The sequence below is a fragment of the Deefgea rivuli DSM 18356 genome (genome assembly GCF_000620145.1).
Classification (GTDB): domain Bacteria; phylum Pseudomonadota; class Gammaproteobacteria; order Burkholderiales; family Chitinibacteraceae; genus Deefgea; species Deefgea rivuli.
Map to the genome: position 1 here is coordinate 436617 of NZ_JHVM01000003.1, position 19034 is coordinate 455650.

At 49.8% G+C, this 19034-nt stretch carries 18 protein-coding genes; 8 read left to right on the forward strand and 10 right to left on the reverse strand.

Annotated features, from left to right (window positions below):
* Window positions 1-58: 58 nt before the first annotated feature.
* Window positions 59-1012 (forward strand): C40 family peptidase, encoded by a 954-nt coding sequence (locus Q320_RS18075; protein ID WP_084282277.1) that lies wholly within the window; start codon window positions 59-61, stop codon window positions 1010-1012.
* A gap of 59 nt (window positions 1013-1071) precedes the next feature.
* Here the strand turns inward: Q320_RS18075 and astE are convergent, their stop codons facing one another.
* The 6 genes from astE to Q320_RS0102015 form a co-directional block, all read right to left on the reverse strand.
* Window positions 1072-2073, reverse strand: a complete 1002-nt coding sequence (astE, locus tag Q320_RS18080) for a succinylglutamate desuccinylase (RefSeq protein WP_051534384.1) — start codon at window positions 2071-2073, stop codon at window positions 1072-1074.
* A 244-nt stretch (window positions 2074-2317) separates the two neighbouring features.
* Window positions 2318-3688 (reverse strand): N-succinylarginine dihydrolase, encoded by a 1371-nt coding sequence (gene astB, locus Q320_RS0101995; RefSeq protein WP_027467614.1) that lies wholly within the window; start codon window positions 3686-3688, stop codon window positions 2318-2320.
* A complete protein-coding gene (astD, locus tag Q320_RS0102000; RefSeq protein WP_051534385.1) occupies window positions 3685-5175 on the reverse strand; it encodes a succinylglutamate-semialdehyde dehydrogenase in 1491 nt (496 codons plus the stop codon). Before astD ends, astB begins: the two co-directional genes overlap by 4 nt.
* 15 nt (window positions 5176-5190) lie before the next feature.
* Window positions 5191-6213, reverse strand: coding sequence for an arginine N-succinyltransferase (astA, locus tag Q320_RS0102005; protein WP_027467616.1), 1023 nt, complete (start codon window positions 6211-6213; stop codon window positions 5191-5193).
* 274 nt (window positions 6214-6487) lie between these two features.
* On the reverse strand, window positions 6488-6892 hold the full coding sequence (locus tag Q320_RS0102010; RefSeq protein WP_245590949.1) for a C40 family peptidase: 405 nt from the start codon (window positions 6890-6892) through the stop codon (window positions 6488-6490).
* A gap of 112 nt (window positions 6893-7004) precedes the next feature.
* On the reverse strand, window positions 7005-7943 hold the full coding sequence (locus Q320_RS0102015; RefSeq protein WP_027467618.1) for a histone deacetylase family protein: 939 nt from the start codon (window positions 7941-7943) through the stop codon (window positions 7005-7007).
* A gap of 96 nt (window positions 7944-8039) precedes the next feature.
* Between Q320_RS0102015 and Q320_RS0102020 the strand changes: the two genes are divergently transcribed.
* From Q320_RS0102020 to Q320_RS0102045, 6 genes are all read left to right on the forward strand, one after another.
* Window positions 8040-8975 carry an AAA family ATPase gene (locus tag Q320_RS0102020; RefSeq protein ID WP_035851686.1) on the forward strand — a complete coding sequence of 312 codons (936 nt, stop codon included), beginning with the start codon at window positions 8040-8042 and terminating at the stop codon, window positions 8973-8975.
* The gene (locus Q320_RS0102025) at window positions 8975-9946 is read left to right on the forward strand and encodes a DUF58 domain-containing protein (protein ID WP_027467620.1); all 972 of its coding nucleotides are present in this window, start codon (window positions 8975-8977) and stop codon (window positions 9944-9946) included. The genes Q320_RS0102020 and Q320_RS0102025 overlap by 1 nt, the downstream gene beginning before the upstream one ends.
* Complete coding sequence (locus Q320_RS0102030; protein ID WP_051534387.1) at window positions 9943-11859, forward strand: transglutaminase TgpA family protein; 1917 nt, start codon at window positions 9943-9945, stop codon at window positions 11857-11859. Before Q320_RS0102025 ends, Q320_RS0102030 begins: the two co-directional genes overlap by 4 nt.
* Before the next feature lie 50 nt (window positions 11860-11909).
* On the forward strand, window positions 11910-13016 hold the full coding sequence (gene hemH / locus Q320_RS0102035) for a ferrochelatase (RefSeq protein WP_027467622.1): 1107 nt from the start codon (window positions 11910-11912) through the stop codon (window positions 13014-13016).
* 69 nt (window positions 13017-13085) lie between these two features.
* Window positions 13086-13784 (forward strand): response regulator transcription factor, encoded by a 699-nt coding sequence (locus Q320_RS0102040; RefSeq protein WP_027467623.1) that lies wholly within the window; start codon window positions 13086-13088, stop codon window positions 13782-13784.
* Complete coding sequence (locus Q320_RS0102045; RefSeq protein ID WP_035851695.1) at window positions 13771-15150, forward strand: sensor histidine kinase; 1380 nt, start codon at window positions 13771-13773, stop codon at window positions 15148-15150. The genes Q320_RS0102040 and Q320_RS0102045 overlap by 14 nt, the downstream gene beginning before the upstream one ends.
* Window positions 15151-15223: 73 nt before the next feature.
* Here Q320_RS0102045 and purU read toward each other — a convergent pair whose 3' ends face one another.
* Together purU and Q320_RS0102055 are read right to left on the reverse strand one after the other, a co-directional pair.
* Window positions 15224-16078 (reverse strand): formyltetrahydrofolate deformylase, encoded by an 855-nt coding sequence (gene purU / locus Q320_RS0102050; protein WP_027467625.1) that lies wholly within the window; start codon window positions 16076-16078, stop codon window positions 15224-15226.
* Between the two features lie 96 nt (window positions 16079-16174).
* A complete protein-coding gene (locus Q320_RS0102055) occupies window positions 16175-16531 on the reverse strand; it encodes a hypothetical protein (protein WP_027467626.1) in 357 nt (118 codons plus the stop codon).
* Between the two features lie 90 nt (window positions 16532-16621).
* On the opposite strand from Q320_RS0102055, the gene trmL reads away from it, so the two are divergent.
* Window positions 16622-17086: a tRNA (uridine(34)/cytosine(34)/5-carboxymethylaminomethyluridine(34)-2'-O)-methyltransferase TrmL gene (trmL, locus tag Q320_RS0102060; protein WP_027467627.1), complete on the forward strand. Its 465-nt coding sequence runs from the start codon at window positions 16622-16624 to the stop codon at window positions 17084-17086.
* 357 nt (window positions 17087-17443) lie between these two features.
* Here trmL and Q320_RS0102065 read toward each other — a convergent pair whose 3' ends face one another.
* Together Q320_RS0102065 and purT are read right to left on the reverse strand one after the other, a co-directional pair.
* Window positions 17444-17836 carry a group II truncated hemoglobin gene (locus Q320_RS0102065; protein WP_035851698.1) on the reverse strand — a complete coding sequence of 131 codons (393 nt, stop codon included), beginning with the start codon at window positions 17834-17836 and terminating at the stop codon, window positions 17444-17446.
* Window positions 17833-19032: a formate-dependent phosphoribosylglycinamide formyltransferase gene (gene purT / locus Q320_RS0102070; protein WP_027467629.1), complete on the reverse strand. Its 1200-nt coding sequence runs from the start codon at window positions 19030-19032 to the stop codon at window positions 17833-17835. The genes Q320_RS0102065 and purT overlap by 4 nt, the downstream gene beginning before the upstream one ends.
* Between the last annotated feature and the right edge of the window lie 2 nt (window positions 19033-19034).

The window sequence follows — 19034 nt, forward strand, 5'->3', positions numbered from 1 at the left end:
TGGAATTTCTCAATTTTATGCTTTACAGCCCGATTCCACATCCGTACAGTTCCTGCCCATGAAATGGATAGTCATTCTCACCACACTTTTCGCCCTTTCCGCGCCTAACAGTTATGCGGATGAGGATATGCCAGTCGGCGATACCAGCCAAGCTAGCCTATGGGGAAATGCGGACGCAAGTCCAGCTCCCAAAGCCAAGCCACGCATAAAAAAACCGCAAGAACGCTCAACAGAACGATCCGCCGACTATACCCCCGCGCAAGACCTACTTTTATCGGCAATGAGTTTAATTGGCGTGAAATACACTTGGGGTGGCAATACACCGGAATCAGGCTTGGATTGCAGTGGTTTTATTCGCTATGTCTTTCAAAACTCGATGAATATGACCTTGCCGCGCACCGCCTTTGAAATGGCGCAAACGGGAAGAACAATCGACAAAAATGAATTAAAGCCCGGTGATTTGGTTTTCTTTAATACGCTAGGCCGCACTTTTTCTCACGTAGGTATTTACTTGGGCGACAATCGCTTCATCCATTCGCCACGCGCAGGGCGCAGTGTTGAAGTCGCCAATATGGGACAAAACTATTGGACGACTCGCTTTACCGGTGCACGCCGCATCGCTGACGGCGGCTCTGACGGCCTGAACATCAATACCATGTTAGCCAATAGCAGCAATGAATCTAAACGCGTTGCGACGAGCGCTAGCGCCAGCGCCAGCGTGAACAATCTCACTGGCACAGCGACACGAAGTGTCTGCAAGAAAGTAACGACTGGCAAAGGTAAGAAAAGAAAGACTGTCATGCAATGCACTCGCGTGAGTAGTGCGCCCGCCAAGATAAGTAAACCAGCAACAGCAGCAAAGGGCAATAAAGCCGCAGTCAGCTCACGCAGTAGTAAAGCAAGCAAAAACACCAAAAAAGCCAGCGCTAAAGCTCCTGCCAAAAGCACAAGTAAGGCACCAGCAAAAAGCAATAAGAAAACGACCAAACCAGCGGCAAAGAAGCCTAAATAAAAATACGTCGCGCATAAAAAAGCCATTCATCACTGAATGGCTTTTTTATTGCTTGCGGCTTAAGCGGTCAGATTATGTGCGGGAACGATAATCAAACCTGCCCGCTGACCCGGTGGCACATCAGGATTCGGAAAAATAATCCGTGCGTCTTTTTCTGTGATAACGAATTCTTCGCCTTGATCGACCGCCAATACCATCCCCACTGGCAATGGCGTGAAATTATCGGTTTTGCCATGGATTGCGAATTTAAAATCGTGGCTGTTTTTCATCACTTCGCGCGATACACGGAAAATCTGCGCATGCTCAGGGATTAATTCAGGTTCAGGCACTTCACCGTGCACCAAGCCTTGTAGATACGCCGCCATTTTTGATAAATCAATACCTTGATTTTGCCCAAATGGCCGTGCGCTCCCTAGCTCAATCGTGAACGACGCCGCATCGCATTGCCAGCTAGTAAAAAACGAAAACGTACTGGATTTAGTCGATTGCAGCAGCACCGTATCAACACCCGCCAAAGACAAACGTGCGATTTCGGTCGTTGAAAATGTCTTACCCGGTTTGGGTAAAGGATAAATCGCAAACTTTTCGATCAATGAACCGTGAATCGCTGTGTGCAAATCGTAATGCAGTCGAGGCTTACTGGCATCGCCACCTTGAAAGAAGCGCATCACATGCATTTCTAACATCGCAGCACGGCGCTTTTCGACGCCATCTTCCACGTCTGGCGTACGGCTAAACAAGCGATTCATATCTTCTTCGACAAATCGCTGCCCCAGCCGCAATGCCGCCACATTGCCGAAAATAAACAGCACTCGCGCCCGAACCTTGATTACACCCGCACAGATTTGCTCAATCAGCTGTTCAACCAGCTCAACGGGCGCAGTTTCATTGCCATGCACACCGCATGAAATCACCAGATCTAAAGCGTTTTTTACGCCATCTTGTGGCTCAAAGCGGATCACACCCTCATCCATCACTTGCACACTAGCGCCACTGGGCAGGCAATATGGCAAAGCAATGGCCGTGTGTCCGGCAAGGGTTTCATGTAAAAAACTAGTCATTCGCTATCTTCCTCAACGGGCTTCTCGGCGTAGTAAGCCGTGATTTTAGCAGGTCATTCCTGACAAGGATAACTTTCTTACTTACGACATTACGCAGCAAGTTCAAAAATCAAAAACTGGGAACACGAAAAAAAATAGAGCAGGAGTCATTAGCTCAATGCGTGAGACACGCACAGTGGCCTCAGATTTTGCCTTTTTTCGTGTTTTTCGTGATCTAGCTGTTGAATTTTCTGCATAACATCAGTTACTCATCACGCCCATGCAGTTGGAAGGGATAAATCGAGCCCAAACGTAGAATTTGCGTTAATTCATCCAGTGCGCTGCGCACTTCCACTAGCAATAAAGGATCCAGCAAATCGCTTTCGAGCAAACGATCACGGTAATTTCGCTCCACCCAACTGCATAGCTGTGGATAGAGTTTATCGTTCATCCAAACACCGGAATTGACCTCAAGCGCTTCTTGCGCAGTAAGCGCGACACGCAAGCGCAAGCACGCAGGGCCGCCGCCGTTTTGCATGCTTTGTTTTAAGTCATACACCAGCAATTCATCAATCGGCCCGCCACTGCTTTGCAACGCTTGCAAATACGCCCACACCGCGGGTGTATTTTTGCATTCCTCAGGCACCAACAAGCGTTGCTTGCCATTGGCTTTGGCCAATAACTGGCTATTAAATAAATACGATTTCACTGCATCGGCAACGCTGACTGCATCCCGCGCCACTTCAATCACTTGCAAACGCCCTGCCATTTTTTCGCTGAGTTCAGCGTAAACCTGTGCCGAATGCAAAAAAGCGTCTTGATGGCAAAACAGTACGTCTTGATTGCCCACTGCGATCACATCGTTATGAAACACGCCAGCGTCAATCACAGCAGGATTTTGCTGCGCGAGCACCGTGTGGCTTAGAGCAAGGCCGTGGCGGCGGATGACGGCTTCGCAGGCTTCACGGGTTTGCCGCGCAGGGAATTTCGTGGGCTCAACTTGCCCGCCCCAATGCTGACGGCCATACACAAAAAACTCAACGCCTTGCTTGCCGTAATCATCACAAAACCGCGTGTGATTCGCCGCACCTTCGTCACCGAAAGCCGCCATCATCGGCAAAGCATCGTGCACCGCAAAGTAAGCCGGATTAGAAAAAATAGCGCGCAAACTACGCGCAGTCTGGCGATGTTCAATCGCGCGATGAAATTTATTTTGTAAGTTAGCGACGGTAAAATGCACGCGGCGATCTTGCGTATCGGCCGAAGGGCTCACTGTCGCGGCATTGGCGGTCCACATCGATGAAGCCGAACTCATTGCCGACAAATACCCTTCTGGCGTATTGCCCAGCGAGCTAATAATTTCTTGGTCTGTACCCGTATACCCTAGGTCGCGCAAAACCCACAATGCAGGTCGTTCTTGCGGTGGCAATACGCCTTGGCGGTAACCCAAATCGGCCAGCGCCTTCATTTTGGCCAAACCTTGCAAGGCGGCTTCACGCGGGTTAGCCGCTTGTTTGGCATTACCTGTCGAAGCAACATTGCCAAAAGAATGCCCACCGTAATGATGCGTAGGCCCAACCAGGCCATCAAAATTGGCTTCAAATGCGCTGGCGTTCATAGTCACAGCTGCGCTCATAAAGTCATCCCAGCTGGCAATTGAGCCGGCAACACCAGTTGCTCAGCTTCTAGCGACGCGACTGGATACGCGCAATAATCGGCGGCGTAATACGCGCTGGCGCGATGATTGCCCGACGCACCAATGCCGCCAAATGGCGCGGCGCTTGATGCGCCAGTCAAAGGCTTATTCCAATTTACAATTCCCGCACGGGCTTCGCGCCAAAATAATTCATACTGCGCGCGCGAGTCAGACAGCAAACCCGCCGCTAGGCCAAACTGCGTGCGATTGGCCAGCACCAGCGCCTCGCTAAAATCGTCATAACGCAGCACTTGCAATAGCGGACCAAAGTATTCTTCATCGGGTAAATCAGTCACGCCACTGACATCTAAAATCCCTGGCGACAATAAAGCCGTACCGGCCTGAACGCGTTCCATCGCCAAGAGCGAAACTGCGCCCTGCGCCAGCAAACGCGCTTGCGCTGCGAGTAACGCATCCGCCGCAGCTAAGGAAATCACCGCGCCCATAAACGGCTGCGGTTCTGCATCCCACGCGCCGACTTTCAACGCCGCCGCTACGCTGATTAAGCGCGCCAAAAAGGCATCGCCCCATGCGCCATTCGGAATCAGTAAACGCCTCGCGCAAGTACAACGCTGACCCGCAGAAATAAACGCCGATTGAATCACATGATGCAGCGCGGCATCGACCTCGGCGACTTCCTCGACAATCAATGGGTTATTCCCGCCCATTTCCAGCGCAAGAATTTTTTGCGGCGCGCCAGAAAATTGACGATGCAAGGCGTAACCGGTGTTGGCGCTACCGGTGAAATAAATCCCATCCAAATCGGCATGCGCCGCCAAAGCCACGCCTGTATCACGGCCACCTTGCAGCACATTCAACACGCCGGCTGGTAAACCTGCGGCCATCCACAATTCGGCGGTTCTTTGCGCCGTCATTGGTGCGAGCTCGGATGGCTTAAACACCACACAATTACCTGCAATCAGCGCCGGAACAATATGCCCGTTGGGCAAATGCCCCGGAAAGTTATACGGACCAAAAACGGCCACAACGCCGTGCGGGCGATGACGCAATACTGCTTGGGCATCGCCTTGCTGTGATTCTTTAGTACCCGTGCGTTCGTCGTAACTTTTCAGAGAGATCTCGATTTTATTGACCATCGTTGCGACTTCGGTCAACGCTTCCCAGCGCGGCTTGCCTGTTTCCAAGCCGATGGTATCGGCCAAACTCGCTTGATTGCTTTTGAGTAACTCAGCAAAGTTACGCACCAAGGCCACGCGCTCAGCAAATTCTAAATCGCGCCAAGCCGGAAAGGCTGCGCGAGCGGCTTGCACCGCTTGCGCCACGTCTTCAGCATTGGCCGATTGACCTTGTCCTACAACGACTTGTGAAACCGGATTGCGCGAAGCAAATGCCTCGCCCTGTCCCAACAACCAGTGTCCGTGAATAAGTTGTGATAGTTGAACTGACTGAGTTGATTGCACCAACATAATAGGTATATTCCTCTAAGCCTTAGCTGATAAAGGTACAGCACGGATACTGGCACCATTTTCTAAATTTAATCGTTGCAAAACATCGCTCGTTAACGGCAAGGAATCTTCAAGTGGCCGAGTGATGGCCAAAGTCACGCGAAAATCGGTCAAGCTGCGATTGCTGACCAACCATGGCGTACCATTTTTCGGCGCGGCAGCGACCGCCAAAGATTGATACACGGTGCTGTAACGCACCGCACGAATATCGCTCAAGCTGCATTCCAAACTCGGGCCTGCGTCAAAAATATCGACATAGCCTTGGTAACGAAAACCCTCAGACTCCAACATCGCGCGCGCTGGTTCGGTGGCTGGATGCACATTGCCCAGCGCCGCTTGCGCCGCTTCGGATAGAAAACAGGTATAAATCGGATGCTTAGGCATCAATTCGGCGATAAACGATTTACTGCCGACATAAGACAGAAAATCAGCCTTGGCAAAATCCATCGTAAAGAAATGTCGACCCAAACTTTCCCAAAACGGAGACTGCCCTGCTTCATCGGAAACACCGCGCATTTCAGCAATCACACGTTCAGCAAAGCGCTCGGGAAACTCAGCCATAAACAAAAAACGGCTTTTCGATAGCAGCGCGCCATTACCCTCTTTGCGATACGGCGGTGCTAAAAAGAGCGAACACAGCTCGCTCGATCCAGTGAGATCGGAGGTCAAAAATAAAGTGGGGAGTTGCTTATAGATATCCAGCTCACGCGAAGCGTGTACCGACAAACCGACGCGATAGTTGTACCAAGTATCGTGCATACCGAGTGCGGCTTCGATGCCGCAAATGCCGACGATTTTCTGTGTCGTATCATCTTCCAGCACGAATAAGTAGCTGGCATCGGCCAATTCTGGCGTGCTATTTAGGCTATCAACACTGGCATTAATTCGTTCGCCCAAACGCTGCGGATTGGCCTGCAAGGTCGTTACGCCGACACCCGCAGTCGCTGCCAACGCAAGCAGCGCATCCAAATCAGCGGGGACAACAGGACGTATCAACATGGTCATCAACTTGAAAAGGAATACGGACAATGTAGCAAAGTGTAGAAAAAACGCGTATCGGGAGTATCCCCATTCGTTTTAAACAGCGAGATCAACAGCTCAAACGGCCCAGTAAAGCGCAAGCGGAGAAGTCGCCACAAACAAATGAATTGGATGTGAAAAAGCGATAGTAATTAGACTTTATGACAAGGGTTTTAGCAGAGAATGAAATCCCCTGCGCGATTGGCAAGAGATGAAAAAAGCCACTTTTTGGACTCTGCAGGGAAAATTAAAATTAATTTGCCGACATCAAAGTTCGGCCACCTTCAAAGCGCGGCGCGAAATAGGAATTAGCCAAAGACTCAATTCTCACTTTGCCTTTACTGGATGGTGCATGAATGAATTTATCGTCTCCCAGATAAATCCCAACGTGCGAGAACGAGCGATCCGTGGTTTTAAAAAACACCAAATCCCCCGCTTGCAGCTTGGCCTTAGAAACTGGCCTAGCCACTGAGGCCATTTCAGCCGCAGAGCGCGGCAGGCTTACGCCCAGCGCATTTTTATACACCAACATCACTAAGCCACTGCAATCCAAGCCCGCCTCAGGATTGGTGCCGCCAAATTGGTAATTGGTTTCTAATAAGCCCAACGCATACATCACCACTTCACGCCCCGCGCCATCAACTTGAATATTCGCCAACGAGGGTATTGGCTTAGCAGGCTTATTGGATGGTGGCTTGCTTGAAGTACACCCTACTAGTATTGATAGCAACATAATGCAAAATAGTGACGATCTAGACATCAAAGCCGATTTAAACATCAGCCAAAACCTTGATGTGCTCAGCGACACTGCGCGCCAAAGCGGATAAATCGTAACCACCCTCCAACATCGACACTATCCGCTTTTCACTATACTGCTCAGCGATTTTCATAATTTGCTTGGTGACCCACGCGTAATCAGCCTCTACTAAGCCCATCGAACCCATATCATCTTCCAGATGAGCATCAAATCCGGCCGAAATCAAAATCAATTGCGGCTTAAATTCGTGCAACGCAGGCAACCACTGTTGCAGAACTACATCACGAAATTCTGCGCCTTTGCTTGCGCGCGGCATTGAAATATTGCGCATATTTGGGCCTTTTGGCACGTCACCCGAATACGGAAAAAATGGATGCTGAAAAATACTCACCATCAAAGCACGCGGCTCGTCCCATAAACAGTCCTCGGTGCCGTTGCCGTGATGCACATCAAAATCAACAATCGCTACGCGCTCCAAGCCATATGCGGCCATCGCGTGCTTGGCGGCGATTGCAATATTACTGAGAAAACAAAAGCCTAGCGCTTTTTCTCGCTCGGCATGATGACCCGGTGGGCGGGTTGAGCAAAATACATTTTGCGCCCTGCCCTGCATCACCAGATCAACCCCTTGAATCGCCGCACCCGCAGAATGGTAAGCGGCATTCACCGTATAGGGATTCAGGACAGTATCGGGCTCTAAATGCACATGACCTTGCGCGGGACTAGCGACGGCCAAGCGATCAAGATATTGCTCAGTATGCACACGTAATAACTGTTCGCGTGTGGCGGGCTGCGCGGTAAGATGGAGCAAATAATCCCAAATTCCAGCGGCAATCAACCTATCCTGAATAGCCGCCAAGCGCTCGGGACACTCGGGATGACCCAGCCCCATTTCATGCATGACACAAGATGGATGACTAATAAATGCTGTTGCGCCACAGGAACCGACCACAGACTTGCCCCTTGCTGATGAGATGTGTTTTATTGATGAAGAGCATATTTTAAACGCCTGCTCTTAGTTTACGCCGCACGGCAAAAGAGGGAAAGAATGAATCATTTAGGCCAACACAGCCTGTTGCAACAGGTACACGCAGCAGAACAGCAGCTCAACCAAATTATTTTGGGCAAAGCACACGCACTACGCCTAGCGCTGACCTGCGTATTGGCGCGCGGCCATTTACTCATTGAAGACGTACCCGGTGTCGGCAAAACAACGTTGGCGCACGCGCTCGCCAATGTCTTGGGGTTGCAATTTGCCCGCATTCAATTCACCAGTGATTTACTCCCTGCGGATTTACTCGGTGTCTCTGTGTACGAGCGCTCTGAGGAGCGCTTTCGCTTTCATCCCGGGCCGATTTTCACGCAAGTACTACTCGCTGATGAAATTAACCGCGCCACGGCCAAAACCCAATCGGCTCTGCTTGAAGCGATGGCCGAGCAACAAGTCACCATTGACGGGCAAACCACCGCACTGCCACATCCGTTTTTTGTCATTGCCACGCAAAATCCACAACAACAAATTGGTACTTTTCCGCTACCCGAATCGCAGCTGGATCGTTTCTTATTGCGCGTGCAATTGGGCTATCCAGATGCGGCAGCTGAGCGCGCCTTATTACAAGGTGTTGATCGGCGCGATTTGCTGGCGCAAATTAAGCCAATGCTAGAAGTTGAGCAACTGATTGCAGCGCAGCTTGAAATTCAATCGATTCAAGTCGCGCCAGCGCTACTCGATTACATTCAAGCTTTATTAGCCGAAACACGCGAAAATCAACGTTTTGCCTGCGGGCTCTCGCCGCGTGCTGCGCTAGGTTTAGTGCAAGCTTGCAAGGCATTTGCTTGGCTAGATAATCGAAAAATGGTCATTCCAGACGATGTACAGCAGATTTTTCCTGCCTTAGCAGGGCATCGCTTAATCTTACGCCAAAGCGGTCGCTCCGACCCAGAAGCCGCATTGCAAATCCTTAAGCACGTTGCCATCCCCTGATGAAACACTGGTTCTATCAACATTGGCTGAGATTTATTGATCGGCGTCATCCACTAGCCAGTGGTCGGCAGCGCATCCGCCATCAAAAACTGTATATCTTGCCAACGTGGTATGGCTTGGCCTACATCATCACCGTGCTCACACTGTTGGTGGGTTCGCTCAATTATCAACTCAGCCTTGGTTTCTTTTTCGCCTTTTTACTGGTCGGGATCGCTAACGCAGTGATGCTACGTAGCTACGCCAATTTGCTGGGACTAGAGCTTAGCACTGGCGCAGGCGACGCTGTTTTTGCTGGCGAAGATGCCCATTTCCCAATTACTTTACACAATCACAAACCGCAGCAGCGTGCGGGCATTCAAATTTCAAGCGCTCACAGCGACCCCGTCATCGCCACGCAAATCAAAGGACTGGATCATCGAGTCGTTTCGCTGGCGATACGCAGTACCCAGCGTGGGCCGCTCAGCCTGCCACGAATTCGAGTTGAATCGACACAACCCTTAGCCTTATTTCGCTGCTGGACTTATCTTAATTTGCAGCAAGAAATTCTGGTTTATCCTGCACCGGAAAACAATCCGCCCCCCTTGCCTGAGCATTTATATGGCAAAGATGGTAAGGAATTTCGCCCAATTGGCAACGACGATTACAGCGGCCTACGCAATTTTCAGCGCGGCGATGCTCGGCATGATATTGCGTGGAAGCAAAGTGCTCACGGCGAAAACCTGCTGGTACGACAATATCAATCTCCTCTTGGAGAATCCCTATGGCTAAATTGGGCTGAAATGGATCCGCTCACCACTGAGCAACGCCTCAGTCGACTTTGCGCTTGGATTTTGGCCGCACAAGATCAGCAACGTCCTTATGGCTTAAATCTGGCTGAAATTGAATTCCCACCCGCACTGGGTGCCGAACATCAAACTCAATGTCTGAGTGCTTTAGCCTATTTTGGTGCTCATCGCGGAGCAATATCATGAGCCGCATGCTGCATCCGCGTGAGCAACAGCTGCTTGGCCTGCTAATGGGCTTGGTGTGCTTCCCGCATTTACTGATGCAACCCCCTTGGTTAGCGATTGCACTCTCTTTATGTGTCATTATTTTTTGCAGCCTTACGCCTTTGCTGCGTAGCAAAATTCCTGCATGGCTTAGTGTGACGCTCGCAATTCTGAGCTTGGGGGTCGTATTCCAAGCACATCAAAGCCTGATAGGGCGCGAGGGCGGCGTAGCCATTTTAGTCGCACTCAGCATTATTAAGCTGTATGAAACACGAACATTGCGTGATGCACATTCGATGTTTTTATTATCGCTCTTCACCACGGGGGCGGGATTTTTACAAGGCCAGGCACCGTGGCAAGCAGCCGTCGCCCTCATTACATTTCTAGCCATTTTAAGCCTTGCACTCAAACTAGAAAATCCACTTCTATCAATACGTATATCCACCCAGACCTCATTTAGATTACTACTGGAAGCAATACCCATTGCGCTGCTTTTATTTTTACTATTTCCTCGTTTACCCACACCACTCTGGTCGACACCCAGTGAAACCGTCGGATTAAGTGGTTTGTCCGGCGAACAGATGAGCCCAGGCAGCTTAAGCCAGCTCATTAAAGACGATAGCATTGCATTTCGTGCCGAATTTACACAAAACACCCCCAGCCAAGATCAGCTGTATTGGCGTGGCCCTGTATTTGATCAATTTGATGGCGAGCGCTGGCTGCCAACTCGAAATGCCTATGGCACAACACCGCAAATCATCGCGCTTGGACCAAATGTTGATTATCAAATTACGCTAGAACCGCACCAGCAAAATTGGCTACTAGCACTTGATTTACCAACTAAAGCACCTAACGACGCAGCACTTAGCCGTCAGTTACAGTTGCTTCGCAGCACGCCGGTCACTCAGCGACTGCGCTACCAAGCCAGTGCCACGCTCAAATGGCAAACCGTTGGCGATGAAGGTGTAACTCAGGCGCTCAAATTACCCAGTAAAATCAATCCCAAATCCCGAGCGTTAGCCAATAGTTGGCAACATCTCCCCCCTGCCGAGCGGGTCGAAGCAGCGCTGGACTGGCTACGTAACAATGGATTTACCTATACGCTGAATCCGCCGCTTTTACGCCAACGCGATCGAATTGATGAGTTTTTATTTCAGAGCAAGCAAGGTTATTGCGAACACTTTTCTAGCTCGTTTGCTTTCCTTATGCGCGCTGCCGATGTTCCTGCCAGAATTGTCACCGGCTATCAAGGCGGGATGCTTAATCCGGGTGGCAATTACTATATTGTTCGCCAAGCTGATGCCCATGCTTGGGTTGAGGTTTGGTTAGCAGGGCAAGGCTGGCAACGCGTAGACCCAACATTTGTGATTTCACCCTCTCGCATCGAAAGTGGCCTAGGGAATAGTTTTCAAGGTGCTGCGCTGCCAATGATGCTACGCAGCGATAATTTTTGGCTTAAAACACTGCGCTTAAATTTAGATGTGTTTGTGAATAATTGGAACCAATGGGTGATTGGTTATGACGACAAGCGCCAGCTCGATTTCTTGAAAAAACTTGGGATTGATGACTTTCTCTCTTGGAAGTTTCTATTGTGGCTGGGCGCTGGTTTGCTACTGAGTCTAGGTAGCTTTACGCTATGGCTGCTGCTGAGCAATCGCCCGCCGCCACTTGATTTAGCTAGCTTGCTGTATCAGCGCTACTGCAGAAAACTCGCCAAGCGCCAACTTAGCAGAGCACCCCATGAAACCGTGCTCCAATTTGCGGCTCGCTGCCAAGCAGCGTTACCGGAACAAGCGGCTGAAATTGAAACCATCACACAGCTCTATATTCAGGCGCGCTATGCACAAGATCAACAAGCTTTGCTGGCATTAAAACAAGCCATCAGCCATTTCTAACCGTTTTAATTTATGATTGAGCCTTACACGGCTCAATCATTGACAAAACCATGGCGCGCTACCTTGCAGAACCTCCGTTTGCCCATCAAAACCCAGCTAAAATCGGCGTACTCTTAGTCAATCTAGGTACACCCGAAGCGCCGACCGCTCAGGCTGTGCGCCCTTATTTGCGACAGTTCCTATCTGATCCACGTGTGGTTGAAATCCCCAGGCCGATTTGGTGGCTGATTTTGAACGGGATTATTTTGACGGTTCGCCCGAAAAAAAGCGCAGAGAAGTACGCCAGTATTTGGACTAAAGAAGGCTCGCCGCTCAAGGTGTGGACCGAAAAACAAGCCAAGTTAGTCAAAGGCATACTGGGCGAAGCCTATCCTTCCCAATTGCTTGTCGATTACGCGATGCGTTATGGCAATCCGTCGATCGCATCGAAAATCGCCCAACTTAAAGCCGCCAATTGCCAAAAAATCATCATCGTACCGCTGTACCCGCAATATGCGGCCAGCACCACAGGCAGCGTGAACGATGAGGTTTATCGCGTTTTGCAAAAAACGCGTTTTCAGCCGGCAATTCGCACTGTTGCACCCTACTTTGATAACCCTGTCTATATTGCCGCGCTCGCACAGCAAGTTCGGAGTAACTGGCAGATCAATGGCCGAGGCGAACACCTTCTAATGAGCTTTCATGGCGTGCCGCGCTATACCTTAGATAAAGGCGATCCTTATCATTGCCACGCACTAAAAACAGGCCGACTTTTGGCCGAAGCTTTACAGCTCACGCCAGAGCAATACACCATTGCATTTCAATCACGCTTTGGTAAAGCCGAATGGCTCAAGCCGTATACCAGCCAAATCATCGCGCAATTAGGCAAAAAACAAATTGCTCAACTTGATGTGATTTGCCCTGGTTTTGTTGCTGACTGCCTCGAAACATTGGAAGAAATCGCCATCGAAGGCAAGCATGATTTCACCCAAGCAGGCGGAAAAAAATATAACTTCATACCCTGCCTAAACGACCATCCACAGTGGATTTCGGCGCTCACAGGGCTGATTGAGGCCGAGCTGACAGGCTGGCTGACAAACGGCAAAGCTGACAAAAGAAACAATACAGAATTAAATCAAACACTTAATCAAGCCAAAGCATTAGAAGCCACAAAATGAACTTGGGAAATTGCAAAATTAACGCTACACTCTGCGGTAAGCTTAATCTTACAAAAGGGGAACTACCCAATGACCACTAAACTGTTCTTAGCTGAAGATGACCTGATCCTCGCTGATGCGCTAAAAACGAGCTTGTCTCAAGCCGACTTCCAATGCGACTGTGTAAACGATGGCGCACTCGCGCTGCAAATTTTGCTACACAATGACTACGATGCAGTCGTACTTGATATTGGTTTGCCAAACATGGACGGTCTGACCGTACTACGTAATGTGCGCCAACACAAACCATCATTGCCCATCTTGATTTTGACGGCACTGGACGGTTTGGAAGAACGCGTTGCGGGTTTGGATGCCGGTGCGGATGATTACTTGGCCAAACCATTTGAATTCTCTGAACTTGAAGCTCGTTTGCGCGCCCTATTGCGTCGTAGCCAAATCTTGCCGCAATCAGTACAACAATTGGGCAATTTGCGTCTAGACCGTGCTGGTCAACGCGCATGGTGCAATGACACGCCGCTTGATTTGTCAGCGCGTGAGCTCACTGTGCTTGAAATCTTGATGTCGAATATCGACCGCGTTGTGACCAAAGAGCAAATCGTTAGCGAATTGGGCAATGAAAACGCTGAAGTGGGCTTGAATGCGATTGAAGTTTACGTTCACCGCCTGCGCAAAAAACTCGATCCAGCTGGCGTCGTAATTCGCACGATCCGCGGTCTAGGTTATTTACTTGAGAAGCAACAAGTTATCCCTGCTGATGCCAATAACTAAGACTTCGCTACGGCAGCAATTGCTGCTGTGGTTACTCCTGCCCCAACTGGTTTATTGCCTAGCTGGGGCAGTTCTTTTCTTCTCTATCACTCTCTACTACGCCAATCGTATTATCGATACCCGCCTAGCCGAAGCCGTTGAGTCGCTCTCCCAACTCGCCAAGACAAAAGACACTAACTTCGCGATCTTAGCGCCGATGATAGTGCAAGAAACAAGCTATCGTTTCTACTCTGTTACCAGCAAAGATGGGGAGGTATTGCAAGGCAAGGCCGATTTGAAGCGGCCCACAGCACAATACCTAGAAAAAATCGCAGCAACTAACATCCCATTTTTTTACGACACACAAATTAATAATTCCCAGTTTCGTGTCGTCGCAGTCAAACTTTCAGCAGTGAATGCCGAACCCAAAATCATCCAAGTTGCCTTTGATTTAGCACTGCGCAATCAATATGCTTGGCAAATTTTCCTATCCACCGCGCTACCGCTCGCGCTACTCATTATCACAACTTGCCTGCTGGTTTGGTGGGGAATTGGTCGCGGCCTGCGCCCGCTGGCGCAATTACAATCTTTAATGGAACATCGCAAAGCGCAAGATCTGTCGCCATTGGCACTGCAAGACGCACCGCAAGAACTGCAAGGCTTGTCGTCAGCATTGAATCATTTGCTCTCTGGCACCGAGGAAAGCATCAATCGTCAACGGCGCTTTATTGCCGATGCCGCGCATCAATTACGCACGCCACTGGCGGGGCTAAAATCGCAAACCGAGCTGGCTATGCGAGAAAACTCGCCCGAAGGGCTGCGCGAACGTTTGAATATGGTACACACCAGCGCCACGCGCAGTATTCATCTGGTCAATCAATTATTGACGCTCGCACGCTCTGAGCCGGGCAGCCAAAATGGCATTCCAAAAGTGCATATGGATTTGGCGAAAATTATTCGTGATTTGACTGCTGAACTCGTGCCACGCGCTCTCGCTGCACGAATTGATTTGGGCTGCGATTGCTTTGTTCCTTCCGCGCTAATGCAAGGCAATTCCGCGCTGCTACGGGAAATGTTTATCAATCTCGTCGAAAACGCGATTAAATACATTCCACGCGATGGCAGCATTACGGTTCGCCTCACTGAGGATGAGCATAATTATATTGTCGACGTTGAAGACAATGGCCTAGGCATTCCGGATAGCGACAAAGAACGCGTTTTCGAGCGCTTCTATCGCCGCGAACAAACCGGCAACGGTTGTGGACTGGGCATGGCGATTGTGAAAGAAATCGTCGAGCGCCACGCGGGTACGGTTGAGCTACTCGACGCAGTACCACACGGCTTAATTGTTCATGTGGTATTGCCCAAGACTGAAATACCAGCCTAGCTTAGCTGGCGATACCCACGAAAAAGCCCCGAAGAATTTCAGGGCTTTTTTCTTGTAACAGCGTAAATTCAAATCAATCAAAAATAACCGTTTTATTTGAATACACCAAAACGCGGTGCTGCAAATGCCAGCGTACAGCGCGCGATAATACGATGCGTTCCAAATCTCGGCCTTGCTGAATCAAAGCATCCACATCATCACGATGCGAAATCCGGTTCACGTCTTGCTCAATAATCGGGCCATCATCGAGTACTTCAGTCACATAGTGGCTGGTCGCACCAATCAACTTCACGCCACGCGCAAAAGCGCGGTGATACGGTTTTGCGCCGTCAAAAGCAGGCAAGAAACTATGGTGAATATTAATAATGCGTTGTGGGAATTGCGCCGTGAATTCATGACTCAACACTTGCATATAACGCGCCAGCACAATCAAATCAATTTCTTTTTCAATTAATAGCGCTTTTTGTGCGGCTTCGGCTTCAACTTTATTGTCTTTTCCTACCGCAATCACGTGATATTCAATGCCATAAAACTCAGCCAACGCGCGGCAATCTTCATGGTTTGAAATAATCAGTGGGATGTCGCATTTTAATTCGCCACTTTTATGCCGATGCAATAAATCCACTAAGCAATGATCATATTTAGAAACAAAAATAGCCACTTTTTGCGGGCGATTGGATAGCGCCACCTTCCAAGTCATTTGAAAACGATCTGCAATCGGCTGAAAAGCGGCCGAAAATGCGGCCATATCCAAAGTAAAATCAGTTAAATCCCATTCAATGCGCATTAAAAATAGATTGTCAGCATTATCTTGATGCTGATCGGAGTGAACAATATTGGCGTTATAGGTATACAAAAAATTGGCAATTGCCGCAGAAAGACCTTTTCGATCTGGGCAACTAATGAGGAGGGTTGCAGTATGTGTCATTCGGCATCGTCTTAATAAATGTTTGTGCCAAATTCTAACATCACCCACCGCACTGCAACAGCGAAGTGGCAACAAGTCTTGTGATTAATCAGAGTATCAAGCAGCCCACAGCGTCAGCGCCGCCGCACGCTGTGCGTCCACCCGCAACAAAGCATCAATAAACATTTGCTCAAACGGAGCGCTATAACCATGCGGCGGAATCGTCGCCAGCCAACGGTACTGATTCGTCGCCTTTGCATCTCTCACTAAGGCGACCGGATAATTAAATAAAGCAGCATAAATTGCCCTGCCAATTCCATCGGTGCGTGCTGGATTAAATAAGCGACCATTCGGGCCGCGCATCTCATGATCCAGCGCCCGAAATACCAAAGCCATCGTTTCTTCAGGTGATAATCCATCTAATTTTGCAGTTTTTGCTACGGCAATCAGTATTTCTTGCGGTACGATGTCCATCTTGCTGCTCCTGCTGGCGACACGGGAACTCCATCCTAGTTCGCTTGGCGCACAGCGCAATTTTTTTACTCACCGTCGATCAGCTTACTTATGTTCAATATTGTTTTGTTTCAACCTGAAATTCCACCGAATACAGGCAACGTGATCCGCCTTGCTGCCAACACCGGCTGCATGCTGCATTTAGTTAAGCCGCTCGGTTTTCCACTCGACGACACCAAAATGAAGCGCGCGGGCTTGGACTACCATGAATACGCCAATATGATTGTGCACGAGAATTGGGATGATTGCGTCGCCCATCTCGCCGGAAAACGCTTTTTCGCAGCGACGACCAAAGGCTCGCAACGTTTTGATTTGCTGCAATATGAAGCCGGTGATGTGTTTGTATTTGGCCCAGAAACACGCGGCCTACCTGCCGATTTGCTGGCGACTTTCGCTGCGGATCGCCGAATTCGTCTACCCATGCAGCCCGATAATCGCAGCCTGAATTTATCCAATACCGTTGCGATTACGATTTATGAAGCGTGGCGCCAAAATGGCTTTGCTGGCGGAGCTTAAAAATAGGCGATGTTCAGATTTGGTTTTGATGCTATGCCACGCTCGTTGAGCTAAGGCTTAAAAACCCCGTCCAAGCACACCGAGCACGAAGAGAGACAAACAGTTTTATCGTTTGGCTCACGCCACGCGAGGGCATCGGGGACCGATGTGCGCCTCGGGGCGGCTTCTTTGCTTACTTTCTTGGCCGTTCAAGAAAGTAAGTCCCCGTCGCGGATTGCGACTATAAAACACTGTGCCGTAGGCACTTAAAACTATCAACATGTAATCTGAAAACCACCTAAAACAAAGGGTATTTACTTGTAGCGCTTAATGAATAGCGCCTACAAGCAAATGCCCTAAGTAATAAAGAAATGAATTTCAATGATTCCGCATAAAGTCCGCGGTTTTCATAAAGGCTTCTTCCAAGTGGCTGCGCAATTCGTCTGTCATTTCAATTTCAGCCATTGCCTGCAACATGCACAACATCCATTGATCGCGCTCAGACTCGCCAATTGCAAATGGCATATGTCGGCCACGTAAGCGAGGATGACCGTATTTCTCGATAAATAATTGCGGCCCACCGAGCCAGCCAGACAAAAACTCGAATAGTTTCTCACGAATCAACGTCGTATTCTGCGGATGCATGGCCTGAATGCCTGCCGCACGCGGATCACTCGCCATGATGTCGTAAAACCGATCCACTAGTGTTCTCAATATCACCGAGCCACCTAAAGCCTCGTACGGCGTCATCTCAATTACATCGCTCATCATTTCACCTCAACAACTTTAACTAAACTGGCCACCAATTTCGCGCGCGTGCGCGCTTCATCGGTATCCAGGCCAGCAGCCACCGCCACCCCCATTCGACGCCGAACAAAAGCTTCTGGTTTACCAAACAAACGTAAATCCGCGGTCGGCACCGCCAGCGCGGCAGCCACGCCTTCAAAAGCAATACCTACCGCATCTATTGCCCCGTAGATCACTGCACTTGCTGCCTGCATACGCATACCCACATCCACCGGCAAACCTAAAATCGCGCGAGCGTGTAATTCAAACTCAGAATAATCTTGGCTTTTAAGCGTCACCAAACCAGTATCGTGCGGGCGTGGACTCACTTCGCTGAACCACACCGCATCGCCTTTCACAAACAGCTCAACGCCAAATAAGCCACGCCCGCCGAGTGCTGTCGTTACTTTTTCCGCGATTTCTTGCGCGCGCTGTAGCGCCAATGCACTCATTTTTTGCGGTTGCCAGCTTTCGACATAATCGCCCTTCACTTGCACATGGCCAATTGGTTCGCAAAACTGCGTTTCAATCGCCCCACTCGCACCGATGGCACGCACGGTGAGCAAGGTAATTTCATAATCAAAATCGACAAAGCCCTCCACAATAATCCGCCCTTGTTTAACTCGGCCACCGCTGGCGGCGTAATCCCATGCCGATTGAACATCCGACTCACCTTTAAGCAAAGATTGTCCCTTGCCGCTCGACGACATCACCGGTTTGACCAAGCAAGGAAAACCGATCTCCGCCACCGCAGCTTGCAGTTCAGCCAAAGTATCGGCAAAACGATAGCTAGATGTCGGCAAAGCTAATTCTTCGGCGGCCAAACGACGAATCCCTTCGCGATTCATCGTCAAATGCGTGGCACGCGCCGTCGGAATGACCTCAGCCAAACCGTCCGCTTCAATCGCCAGCAAGGCATCAGTCGCAATCGCTTCAATTTCCGGCACAATTAAATGCGGTTTTTCCAGCTCAACCAGAGCGCGCAATGCTTTAGCATCAGTCATATTCAGCACATAACTGCGATGCGCCACCTGCATTCCTGGCGCATTCGGATAGCGATCCACAGCGACCACTTCAACGCCCAAACGCTGCAAGGCAATGATCACTTCCTTGCCCAACTCGCCAGCACCCAGCAACATAACTTTGGTCGCGGTACGACTTAATGGAGTGCCTATTTTCATTT